Below are 11157 nucleotides of genomic sequence, written 5' to 3' on the forward strand. Positions count from 1 at the left end.
TTTTTGTCGTTAGTGACGAATTGTATTCGAAAAATCGAATACAATTTTAACGCCTGGCCGGTACCTTGTAGATTTAATGCAACGCTAGTGCACTTTTGCACCTTATTAGCCTTAGTCTTTAAAATCGCCCGAAATTCCTGCACTTTTGCAGTTTTTCGTTTCGGGTAAGCTATGGTACGGCTTCTAGATTCAGCCGTAACCGCCGAAATAGGCCGATTTAACAAGCTGGTTCGGAAAGGAGCTGGAAACAAGATGGAGAACAAGGATGACAAGTATGCAGCCGCTTCCCCAGGGGCGGTGCTCATGATCCAGGGGACGGCGTCGGACGTAGGCAAAAGCGTGATCGTGACGGCGTTATGCCGCATTTTTGCGCAGGACGGGCTGCGGCCCGCTCCGTTCAAGTCGCAGAATATGGCCTTGAACTCTTACGTCACGCCGGACGGGCGGGAAATCGGCCGGGCGCAGGGGATCCAGGCGGAGGCTTGCGGCATCGCGGCGACGACGGACATGAATCCGGTGCTGATCAAGCCGACGGGCGACATGCATTCGCAGATCGTCGTTCACGGGCGTCCGTTCCGGCATCTTAGCGCGGCGAACTACCGGGAGGAGTTCCTCCCGCAGGCGAAGCCGCTGGTCATGGAGGCGCTGGGGCGATTGCGCGAGCAATACGATATCGTCGTTATGGAAGGGGCCGGGAGCCCGGCGGAAATCAATCTGAAGCAGCGCGACATCGTCAACATGAACCTGGCCGGTTGGGCGGAGGCTCCGGTCATCCTGGTAGGCGATATCGACCGCGGCGGAGTGTTCGCTTTTCTGGTCGGAACGCTGGAACTGCTGGAGCCGCACGAACGTGCCCGGGTCAAAGGCTTCATCATCAACAAATTCCGCGGCGACCTGTCCCTGCTGCAGCCGGGGCTTGATTGGCTGGAGCAGCGGACCGGCATTCCCGTGCTGGGCGTGCTCCCTTTCCTGCCGGACATGGACATCGAAGCGGAGGATTCCGTCGTGTTGGAGACGTATGCCTCCACGCCGGATGAAACCCGCCGCAAAGAGCTTGATATCGCCGTTATCCGCTACCCGCGCATTTCCAATTTTACGGACTTTGCGCCGTTGGTTGCCGAGCGGGACGTGTCGCTCCGCTACGTGGACAAACCCTCGGAGCTGGGGCAGCCGGACGTCGTCATTCTGCCGGGCACGAAGGATACCATCGGGGATCTGTCCTTCCTGCGGGAACAAGGGCTTGAGGCGGAGATTCGCCGGCATATGGACGAGCGGCCGCATACCCGGCTGGTCGGCATCTGCGGAGGATATCAAATGCTGGGCAAACGGCTGCACGATCCAGAGGCGGTAGAGGCTAATGTTCCCCGTTCGGCTGAGGGACTAGGCTGGCTACCGCTGTCGACGACGTTTCTTCCGGGCAAGAAAACCGTTCGCGTCAGCGGCGTTTTGCTCCCGGACCAGCCCGTGCCGCTGTACCCTGCAGGCCGAACCTTGCCTATCGAAGGTTACGAGATCCACGCCGGGGTTACCGATTACCAGGACGCCGAAGCAGCAAGCGAAGCTGATGCGCCGGAAGGCAGGGGGGCGTCATGCGCAGGCCGGCCGGGCCAACCGCCTGACCTTGAGAAGCCTTTGCCGCTGTTTTCGATCCGGTCCTCCTTGCCGGAAGGCCCAGACACGGATGGAACGGCAACCTACCGCGAGGGCGCGGCAAGCCCCGACGGCCGGGTGTTTGGCACCTATCTGCACGATCTGTTCCATAACGATGCGTGGCGGCGGGCCTGGCTGGACGGGATCCGGCTAAGCAAAGCGCTGGCGCCCCTCGGCGCAACCTTTGCGTCCGCTTCCAGGAAGGAAGCGGCGTTCGACCGGCTGGCCGCGCACGTCCGTAGCCATTTGCGCATGGATCTGGTCTACGGCATCGCCGGAATTGATCCTCATAAATGGCAAGGAAAGCTTTGACAAAGCGGACAGAAATAAGGTAGCATTAAAGTACGCTTAATTTTCGATGGGTAAAGTCGAAAAGCGGGGGAACCAATCTTTGGGGCGAATCGTTGCAAGTTCAAAACGTAGGGAACCATCTTTCCCGAGCCCGTCAGCTAACCTCGTTTGCAGTGGATGGGTCATTTTTAATACGTTCAGTCATCAACCAATGACCCTGTTTTCTCGGGGTCTTTTTGTTTTCTTTAAGAGCTATGCCCCGAGCATTCGGCGGATTACTCGTTCATTCACTGCTATGTTTTCCCGCTTCCTCTTTACGCATCGACCATGACAAAGGAGGAGATGGTGTATGGCAAATCCGAAGTATATCACCGATATCGCCAAGGTGAGCGAATTGTCCGAACGGGAGCGCGAGCAGCTTAAGCCGATTACGGACAAATTCGTCTTTCGGGTAAACGATTATTATTTGAAACTGATTGACTGGAATGACCCCGAGGACCCGATTCGCAAGCTGGTGATCCCGAACACGGGAGAGCTGAAGGAATACGGCCGCTGGGACGCCTCCGACGAGGCGACCAACTATGCCGTTCCCGGCTGCCAGCATAAATATCGGACAACCGCATTGCTTATCGTTTCCGAGGTTTGCGGCTCCTATTGCCGGTATTGCTTCCGCAAGCGGCTGTTCCGCAACGACGTCAAGGAAGCGATGTCGGACGTTACCCCCGGCATCGAGTACATCGCGCAGCACCCGGAGATCAACAACGTTCTGCTGACCGGCGGCGACAGTCTTATTTTGGCCACGAAAAAACTGCGCTCGATTCTCGAGCGACTGCGGGCCATCAAGCATGTCAAGATCATACGGCTCGGCTCCAAAATCCCCGTCTTTAACCCGATGCGGATCTACGAAGATCCGGAATTGCTGGAACTGATCAAGGAATTTTCCACCGTCGACCAAAGAATCTACGTCATGGCACATATCAATCACCCGCGCGAAATCACGCCGGAGGTGAAACTCGGCTTCCAGGCGTTGCATGATGCCGGGGCGATCGTGGTGAATCAGACGCCGATCTTGAAGGGCATCAACGACGACGCGGCCGTGCTTGGCGAATTGCTGGACCGGCTGTCCTGGGCCGGCGTCACCCCTTACTATTTCTTCATTAACCGGCCGGTCGCCGGAAACGCCGATTTCGTCCTTCCGCTGAAACGCGCGTACCGATTAGTGGAGGAAGCCAAGGCCCGCACTTCCGGGCTGGGCAAACGCGTTCGCTTATCGATGAGCCATACGTCGGGAAAAATCGAAATTTTGGCGATCGAAAACGGTCAGGCCTACTTGAAATACCATCAATCCCGGGATGATGAATACGGCAAATTCATGATCCTGCCTTGTCCGGACGACGCCGCCTGGTTCGACGATCTGCCGGGTAACGAAGCCTACTGGAACAAGCCGGAGAGGAAGCTGGACGAGGTCGTTTCCGCGGGAGGGCTGTCCGATATCCCCGTTCTCAAATAGCTAGAGCAAACGAACTCATCCTGATCCGTAAGCATGAAAAAAACGTACCCTTGGTCGCTGCCCCTATAGAGACGGCGGAAAGGGTACGTTTTTTGCGCGTTTTCGATTAAATCTTGAACTTCTCCACGGACTCGCGCAGCGACAGGGCTTGTTCGTGCAGGGAGTTGACCGTGCTGGAGTGGCTCTCCATTTCGGTGAGCTGCTGCTGCGAATAGTTGGCGATTTGCTCCATGCTCTCGAGCGATTTGGCCGTAATGTTGGCCGATTCCTCGACGGAAGCGGTCACTTCCTCCGTGCCGGCGGACACTTCCTGCGTCGAGGCCGAGACGGATTGGATCGTCAGGTTGATATTCTGAATCAGTTCCGTCAACTGCTCGAATGCTTGACCGGCCTTTTGCACGCGGCCCACCCCGGACACGATTTCCTGGCTGGCGCGCTGCATGGCGCTCACGGAGTTTTCCGATTCTTCGCGGATGCTCAGCAGGTTCTCGCCGATTTCCTCCATCGCCAGGCGGGATTGCTCGGCCAGCTTGCGGACCTCCTCGGCAACGACGGCAAAGCCTTTGCCGTGCTCGCCGGCCCGGGCCGCTTCGATCGCGGCGTTGAGGGCCAAGATATTGATTTGCTTGGTGATCTCGGTAATCGTGCCGACCACGCCCGCGATCGATTCCGAGCGTTCGTTTAATACGCGGATATGCTCCAGCGTGCGGGCAGCGGCGTCTTCCACGTGCTGCATTTGCTCGATGGCCGTTTGCGCCAGGCCGTTCCCGGCTCCGGCTTCCTCGGCGGCTTGTCCGATCCGCTCGGTCACTTCCGCGGAAGAGGAGGCGATGTGCTGAACGCCTTGGGAAATTTCCTCCATCGCCCGGGCGTTCTCCGCCGCCGCCGAGGCGATCGTCATGCTGCCGGCTTCAATTTCATGGGTGGCCGCATTGGAGCGGCCGATTAAGTCCTCAAACGTCTTCACGGACTTCGACAGATGATCCGAGCCGTTAACGACCGCGTGCGAGGTTTCCATCACGGTGGCGAACATGACTTTAAGCTGGTTGGTCATTGTGCGGAAGCTGCCGGCCAGCTGCGCGACTTCGTCGTGGCCCTTCACTTCAATCTCGTGACGGAAGTCCCCGCCAGCCATTTTCTCGGTCACGCCCACCAGTTTCTTAAGGGACTTCGCCATCCGCGAACTGATAAAATAAGCGATTGCCATGCCTAGCACGATGACGAGCGCCGTGATTCCGATGGAAACCTGGAGAATTTCCGCGCGTTTCTCGTCGATGAAGGTGGCATCGAGACCGACCGCCAGCATCGCTTTGCTGCCCGGAATGGCGATGAACGCCGTCTTATGGGATCCGAACTGATCCGAATACAGATCGCTGATATGTACTCCGCCCTTGGAGGCTTCGCTCATCGCTGCTTGCGTTTCCAGCTTATCGCCGGGCTTCATCCCCGAATTTTCATTGGCGGCGAGTACCGTAGCGCCGTCTTCCTGAAGATGAATCAGATATGCGGTGTTTAGCGAAAAGTCTTTAGCGCTTTTCGTCAAATACGTTTCGACCGTAAACCGCGAGTTTTCCTTCCCGCTCAACAATTGCAAGGATTGGGTCGTGTCCAGTCGTTTGAAGATATCCTGCGTACTGGTCAGCAGCACTTTATCAAACTGCGGCAACACGTTTTGGTTAATGATTCCCATGGAGATGTAATAAAAGCTGACGCTAAACAGTAGAGATGAGACCACGATGACCACCGCAAAAGTACTCATTAACTTGCGGCTGATGGAGCGATTGATAATCTTAAACACGGAAATCCTCCCCAATCTCCCTTAGAATAGTGGAACTATGTATATGCATTCTGCCTGAACCGATGGGTTCTCTTTTTTTAACCAATGGTTCATAAGCATTATTTTATAGGAAAATATGCCCTTTGAAAATGAGGTAACTATACTTTTTTTGGTTTTCTTATCCCTTTTCAGCGGAAATTATCAAAAAAAGCGGACATAATGCGCAAAAAAAATGAGCCCAAATGCCTCCAAAGGAGACATGTCAGGCTCTTTTCATTACATTGCATGTTAGATATAAGTCAACTGTTTCGGATAGGTCGTCAATACTTCCACGCCGGAGCGGGTCACCAGCACATCGTCTTCGATGCGCACCCCGCCGACGCCCGGCACGTAAATGCCAGGTTCGACGGTAAATACGTTGCCTTCCGTCAGCAGAACTTCGTTCTCCCCGTGGACGGACGGAAACTCGTGGACGTCGATGCCAAGTCCGTGACCCAGCCGATGGATAAAATACTTGCCGTATCCGGCGTCCTCGATCACGCTCCGCGCGGCCCGGTCGATAGAGCCGAAGGTCACCCCGGGCTTAATCGCGGCGATCGCCGCTTCGTTGGCAGCCAGCACGGTTTCGTAAATGCGAATCAGCTCGGCGGATAACTCGCCCACCCCGAAGGTGCGGGTGATATCCGAAGCATATCCATCCGCGTAAACGCCGATATCGAACATCAGCAGATCGCCTCGGCGGATCGCTCTCGTGCCGGGGACCCCGTGCGGCAATGCCGTTTTCTCTCCGGACAGCACCATGGAGTCGAAGGAAGGGCCGTCCGCGCCCAGCTTGCGGATCCGGTATTCGACTTCCGCCACGAGTTCATTTTCGGTGACGCCTTCCTTGACCTGGCGCAGCGATTCGGTCAGCACCTGCTCGATCAGGTTGACGGCATGCTTGATTTTGGCGACCTCGTCGGCGCTTTTGCGAACCCGAAGCTCCCGCAGCCAAGGGCCGACGTCCAGGTATCTCGAAAAGGCGAGCACGTCCTGCATCTTCTCGAAATTGGCGACGGAGACCCGTTCCTTTTCGAAACCGATCGTTCCGAGTGAACCGCCTAGGCGCTCTTTGAGCAGCAGATACGGATCATCCGTGTCGCCGTGAGTGAGGATTTCCGCGATATTCGTAGCGGCGCGAGCGGCTTCCTCATCCAGTTCCGGCACCAATAGAAACGGCTCGCTGCCCGCCTGAAGCACGGCTCCAAGAAACCGTTCATGCGGATTGCTCAGAAATCCGGTGAGATAGTACACATGCTTCGGATCGGTAATCAGGAGCGTGCTGACGCCCGATTCCCGCATGTTTCGTTCAAGTTCGGTCCATTTCCCATTCATTAGAAAAAACTTCCTTTCACGCAAAGATTTCTAGTTTTCATTATAGGGGAAAGCGAAAGAGAACGGTAGTTCAGTTGCAGCGGCAGAAGGGGACAAAACGGCACAAATCGCCTTGCCCCCGTAAGCTGAGCAAGCCTCGCGGGTTTTTTTGCGGGAAAAGGTTTACTTTTCGTGAATTTTAAATAAAATGGGAAGAGGTTATTCAAATTTGAATATGATATAGGCAAAGGAGAGAAGATGTTGGCTGCAGAGAAAAAAGATCATACCCGGCTCATCCTTGTCGGCTTGATGCTGGCGATTCTGATGTCGGCGATGGACAATACGATCGTGACGACGGCTATGGGCACGATCGTCGCCGATTTGGGCGGCATGGATCAGTTCGTTTGGGTCACGTCCGCTTATATGGTAACCGTCATGGCCGGGACGCCGATTTTCGGCAAACTGTCGGATATGTACGGCCGCAAACGGTTTTTCCTGTTCGGGATCGTCATGTTCCTGCTGGGATCCGTGTTGTGCGGCTTCGCGGGCAGCATTGTCCAGCTCAGCGTTTACCGGGCGATTCAAGGGATTGGCGGCGGCGCGTTGATGCCGATTGCCTTTACGATCATTTACGATATTTTCCCGGTGGAGCGGCGCGGCAAAATGACCGGTTTGCTGGGCGCCGTCTTCGGCACCTCCAGCATTTTCGGGCCGCTGCTGGGGGCTTTTATCACCGATGCGCTAAGCTGGCATTGGGTGTTTTACATCAACATCCCGATCGGGATCGCATCGCTGCTTCTGATCATTCCTTACTACAAGGAGTCGCTTGAGCACGCGAAGCAGCGGATCGACTGGGGCGGCGCGTTTACGCTGGTCGGCGCGGTCGTCTGCCTGATGTTCGCGCTGGAGCTGGGCGGCGAGAAATATGCCTGGGGCTCCGGGGTGATCCTCGGGCTGTTTGCGGGCTTCGCGGTGTTGTTCATCGCCTTCCTGCTGACGGAAACGAAAGCGCAGGAGCCGATTATTTCGTTCGGCATGTTCAAAAACCGGCTGTATGCGACAAGCTGTTTGCTGGCTTTGTTCTACGGCAGCGTATTTATCGTGGCGACGGTGTATATTCCGATCTTCGTGCAGGGCGTGTACGGCGGCTCGGCGACCAATTCCGGCATTATTTTGATGCCGATGATGATCGGCTCCGTCGTCGGCAGCATGATGGGGGGAATGCTGGCTTCGCGCATGTCCTACCGCGCGGTCATGGCCCTTTCGGTCGTCTGCTTCGTCTGCGGCATTTTTGCGCTCGGCACGTTAGCCAACGACACGTCGCGTCTGATGCTGACCTTGTATAGCATCCTGACCGGCTTTGGCGTCGGCTTCTCCTTTTCGGTGCTCAGCATGGCTTCCGTTCATCACTTTGACATGCGCCAGCGCGGAGCGGCGACTTCGACCAACTCCTTCCTGCGTTCGCTCGGGATGACGCTCGGCATTACGATTTTCGGCATCGTGCAGCGGAACCTCATGTCGAGCCGCATGGCGGAAGCCTTTGCCGGCATGGGGCAGGGGGGAGCGGCCTTCGGCGATACCCGCGAGGCGCTCAGTCCGGAGAAACGGGCGATGATTCCGCCGGAAATCCTGGAGAGAATCACCGACGCCATGGCTTCCTCCATCGCCCATACGTTCATGTGGGCTTTGGTTCCGACGGTTGCGGCGGTGCTGGTCGTGATTGCGATGCCGAAGGACCGGATTATCCGGGCGGCGGCCAAGCCTACGGAACAGCGGGGATGAGGGATCGATGAAAGCACATGCGATCCGGCTGTGCGTCTTGGGCTTGCTGCTGGAGGAGGAGCTGCATCCTTACGAGATGCTGATCCGCATTCGGGACCGCTTTCTCGACCAGCACGGCAAATTCAACATCGGCTCGCTGTATTATGCGGTCGATCAATTGGCCAAGCAGTCGCATATCGAAGCGGTGGAGACGATCCAAAGCAGCAGCCGGCCGGACAAAACCGTCTACCGCATTACCGGCAAAGGCCGGGATTATTTCCACAAGCTGCTCTTGGACCGCTTCCAGGAGGACAACCCCGATTACCATCCGCTGCATGCCGCGCTGGTCTTTGCGGGACGCGGAGATCAGGGCAAAATTGCGGCGGTCCTGCAGGAGCGCATCCGGGAAGCCGAGCATCGGGTAAATCTGTACTATCAAGTGTACCAGGAGCATCAGGGGATCGTGCCGCGGAGCGTGCTGCATTTGATGGCCGGCCGTTACGAGCATGCCCGGACCGAGCTGGACTGGCTGCGCCGGCTGCAGGCGGATGCCGAAGCCGGGTTGCTCGGCGATCGAAACCGTGCGGATCTGCTCACCGAAGAGTAATCGAACCGAATCATTCATATCCATGAGGAAAAATCCTCCCTTGAACGTCGCTCGCTTGCGCGAGAACATATCGTCCGGGGAGGATTTTGTTTGTTTCGGGAGCGCTAGAACCGCTTCCGTCCGATTCTTAGCTCAGGGACGCAGCTCCTTCACCAGGTTGGGAGGCGTTTGGCCGTGCAAGGCGGCGACCAGGTTTTCCGCGGCCCGCATCGCCATCTGCCGGCGGGTTTGCTGCGTCGCCGAGCCGATGTGCGGCAGGACGACGACGTTCGCCAGTTGCAGCAGCGGGTTACTTGGATCGACCGGTTCCTGCTCGAAAACGTCGAGGCCGGCCCCGTAGATTTGCTTGTTCTGCAGGGCGGCAATCAAGGCGTGTTCGTCTACGGTCGCTCCCCGCGAGGCGTTGACGAATACGGTCGTCGGCTTCATCAAATCGAATTCGCGCGCGCCGATCAGCTTGCGCGTTTCCGGGGTGAGCGGCGTGATCAGCACGATGTAATCGGCTTCTTGCAGCAGCTCATCCAGCGAGCGATAGGCGGCGCCAAAGCCGGTTTCCGCCTCCGGTTTGCGGCTGCGGTTATGGTACAGCACATCCATCCCGAATCCGAACTTGCCCCGGCGGGCGACGGCTTCGCCGATTTCCCCCATGCCGATGATGCCCAGCTTCTTATGATGCACGTCGAGGCCAAACAGATTTTCGCCGTCGCCGCGTTTCCACAGCCCGGCCTTGACATATTTGTCTAGCTCGGACACCCGGCGAGCGACGTCCAGTATCAGCGCGAAGATGAGGTCGGCTACCGTGTCGTTCAAGACGGACGACGTATTGGTGCCGATCACGCCGCGGGCTTTCATCGCGGCCAGATCGAAATTGTTGTAGCCGACGCTGATATTGCTGACGACCTTCAATTTAGGCGCGTGGTCCAGCAGCTCCTGATTGATGCTGCGGTCCGCGGTCAATAGGCCTTCCGCGTCGGACAAGCTCCCCAGCAGTTGGGCCCGGGTAATCGGTTCGGAGCCATCCCATTTGCGGCAATCGCAATGCTCGCCCAGGTAGGCCTCGACCTCCGGCGGAATCGGTCTCGAGATAAACACTTTCGGCTTCATGAGATTTCTCCTCTCCTATCTCTAAGTTTCAACGATTATCGATTTTCTCCGGATACATATCGTGATTGAGCAGGCGGTGTTCGGCCATGGCTTCGTATTTGGTGCCCGGGCGTCCGTAATTGCAGTACGGGTCGATGGAAATGCCGCCCCGGGGAGTGAATTTGCCCCAAACCTCGATGTATTTCGGATCCATGAGTTTGATGAGGTCGTTCATGATGATGTTGACGCAATCCTCGTGGAAGTCGCCGTGATTGCGGAAGCTGAACAGGTACAGCTTGAGCGATTTGCTCTCTACCATTTTGATATCGGGCATATAACTGATATAGATGGTGGCAAAATCGGGCTGGCCCGTGATCGGGCAAAGGCTGGTGAACTCCGGACAGTTGAATTTCACGAAATAATCGCGGTACGGGTGCTTGTTGTCGAAGCTTTCGAGCACCTCGGGCGCATAGTTAAACGGATATTTGACGCCCTGGTTGCCCAGCAGCGTAACGTCTTGCATTTCTTCGGGTTGTCTTCCGGTCATGGGAAGCCCTCCTTTGGTATTTATTATATGTGTGTTCAAAAAGTCAGGTTTGGAGCACCGAAGCTTATGCCTACGAAGCGCGTTTTTTCAAAACGCTTGAGGTCGGATGAAGCTAGGGACGTCAGTAGCGGGGCTGAACGTAACCACGCTGAAGGTAACGGACCGTAAAGACCTTATTAGCCCATTTCCCGGCTATTTCCCGCGGTAACGGACTCCAGAGACCTTATTGGGCTCTCATGGTGACCATTTAGCCGCTTTTGACCGAAATAAGGTCTCCTCGGTCCGTTAGAATCGGAAACTGCCCTAAAGCGGGCCAATAGCGTTTCTGGTGTCCGTTAGCTTGCTGGAGGCTACGTGAGCAACACATATGTTTCCGTAGGAAACATACTTCGAAAGCATACTTTTGGGCCCGGCCGAATTCAAGATTCGACGCCGATTAAGCTCCATGAATTCTGCATCGTGATCGAAAGATGACTTTGTGAACGACCGATTCGATGAAGGTTCAAAAAGTCAGGTTTGGAGCACCGAGAAGGTTGGATGAAGCTAGGGACAGAGTAGCGGAGCGTAGGCAGACCTAC

The 11157-nt window shown here is 56.3% G+C and carries 8 protein-coding genes and 1 riboswitch; of the genes, 4 read left to right on the forward strand and 4 right to left on the reverse strand.

The window, feature by feature from the left end; translation table 11 throughout:
* Positions 1-252 precede the first annotated feature (252 nt).
* Together ACQ4N8_RS27685 and ACQ4N8_RS27690 are read left to right on the forward strand one after the other, a co-directional pair.
* Complete coding sequence (locus tag ACQ4N8_RS27685; RefSeq protein ID WP_430707592.1) at positions 253-1962, forward strand: cobyric acid synthase; 1710 nt, start codon at positions 253-255, stop codon at positions 1960-1962.
* A gap of 23 nt (positions 1963-1985) precedes the next feature.
* A riboswitch (cyclic di-AMP (ydaO/yuaA leader) is annotated at positions 1986-2129 on the forward strand.
* A 161-nt stretch (positions 2130-2290) separates the two neighbouring features.
* Complete coding sequence (locus tag ACQ4N8_RS27690) at positions 2291-3451, forward strand: KamA family radical SAM protein (RefSeq protein ID WP_430707593.1); 1161 nt, start codon at positions 2291-2293, stop codon at positions 3449-3451.
* A 106-nt stretch (positions 3452-3557) separates the two neighbouring features.
* On the opposite strand, the gene ACQ4N8_RS27695 is transcribed toward ACQ4N8_RS27690, so the two are convergent.
* Both ACQ4N8_RS27695 and ACQ4N8_RS27700 read right to left on the reverse strand, forming a co-directional pair.
* Positions 3558-5249 carry a methyl-accepting chemotaxis protein gene (locus tag ACQ4N8_RS27695; RefSeq protein ID WP_430707594.1) on the reverse strand — a complete coding sequence of 564 codons (1692 nt, stop codon included), beginning with the start codon at positions 5247-5249 and terminating at the stop codon, positions 3558-3560.
* Positions 5250-5516: 267 nt separating this feature from the next.
* Entirely contained in the window at positions 5517-6602 is a 1086-nt protein-coding gene (locus tag ACQ4N8_RS27700; RefSeq protein WP_430707595.1) for a M24 family metallopeptidase, read from the reverse strand.
* Between the two features lie 237 nt (positions 6603-6839).
* Between ACQ4N8_RS27700 and ACQ4N8_RS27705 the strand changes: the two genes are divergently transcribed.
* Positions 6840-8363, forward strand: coding sequence for an MDR family MFS transporter (locus ACQ4N8_RS27705; protein WP_430707596.1), 1524 nt, complete (start codon positions 6840-6842; stop codon positions 8361-8363).
* 7 nt (positions 8364-8370) lie between these two features.
* A complete protein-coding gene (locus ACQ4N8_RS27710) occupies positions 8371-8949 on the forward strand; it encodes a PadR family transcriptional regulator (protein ID WP_430707597.1) in 579 nt (192 codons plus the stop codon).
* Positions 8950-9081: 132 nt separating this feature from the next.
* Here ACQ4N8_RS27710 and ACQ4N8_RS27715 read toward each other — a convergent pair whose 3' ends face one another.
* Together ACQ4N8_RS27715 and queF are read right to left on the reverse strand one after the other, a co-directional pair.
* Complete coding sequence (locus tag ACQ4N8_RS27715) at positions 9082-10053, reverse strand: 2-hydroxyacid dehydrogenase (RefSeq protein ID WP_430707598.1); 972 nt, start codon at positions 10051-10053, stop codon at positions 9082-9084.
* Between the two features lie 28 nt (positions 10054-10081).
* Entirely contained in the window at positions 10082-10579 is a 498-nt protein-coding gene (gene queF, locus ACQ4N8_RS27720) for a preQ(1) synthase (protein ID WP_430707599.1), read from the reverse strand.
* Positions 10580-11157: the final 578 nt, after the last annotated feature.

The organism is Paenibacillus macerans, from assembly GCF_050565405.1.
In the GTDB taxonomy this organism is placed as follows: Bacteria; Bacillota; Bacilli; order Paenibacillales; family Paenibacillaceae; genus Fontibacillus; species Fontibacillus macerans_B.

What these genes read in the sequence shown, in the direction of transcription:
- ACQ4N8_RS27690 (WP_430707593.1), top strand. Translation starts at nt 2,291, where the DNA reads ATGGCAAATCCGAAGTATATCACCGATATCGCCAAGGTGAGCGAATTG.
- ACQ4N8_RS27685 (WP_430707592.1), top strand. Translation starts at nt 253, where the DNA reads ATGGAGAACAAGGATGACAAGTATGCAGCCGCTTCCCCAGGGGCGGTG.
- ACQ4N8_RS27705 (WP_430707596.1), top strand. Translation starts at nt 6,840, where the DNA reads ATGTTGGCTGCAGAGAAAAAAGATCATACCCGGCTCATCCTTGTCGGC.
- ACQ4N8_RS27710 (WP_430707597.1), top strand. Translation starts at nt 8,371, where the DNA reads ATGAAAGCACATGCGATCCGGCTGTGCGTCTTGGGCTTGCTGCTGGAG.
- ACQ4N8_RS27715 (WP_430707598.1), bottom strand. Translation starts at nt 10,053, where the DNA reads ATGAAGCCGAAAGTGTTTATCTCGAGACCGATTCCGCCGGAGGTCGAG.
- queF (WP_430707599.1), bottom strand. Translation starts at nt 10,579, where the DNA reads ATGACCGGAAGACAACCCGAAGAAATGCAAGACGTTACGCTGCTGGGC.
- ACQ4N8_RS27700 (WP_430707595.1), bottom strand. Translation starts at nt 6,602, where the DNA reads ATGAATGGGAAATGGACCGAACTTGAACGAAACATGCGGGAATCGGGC.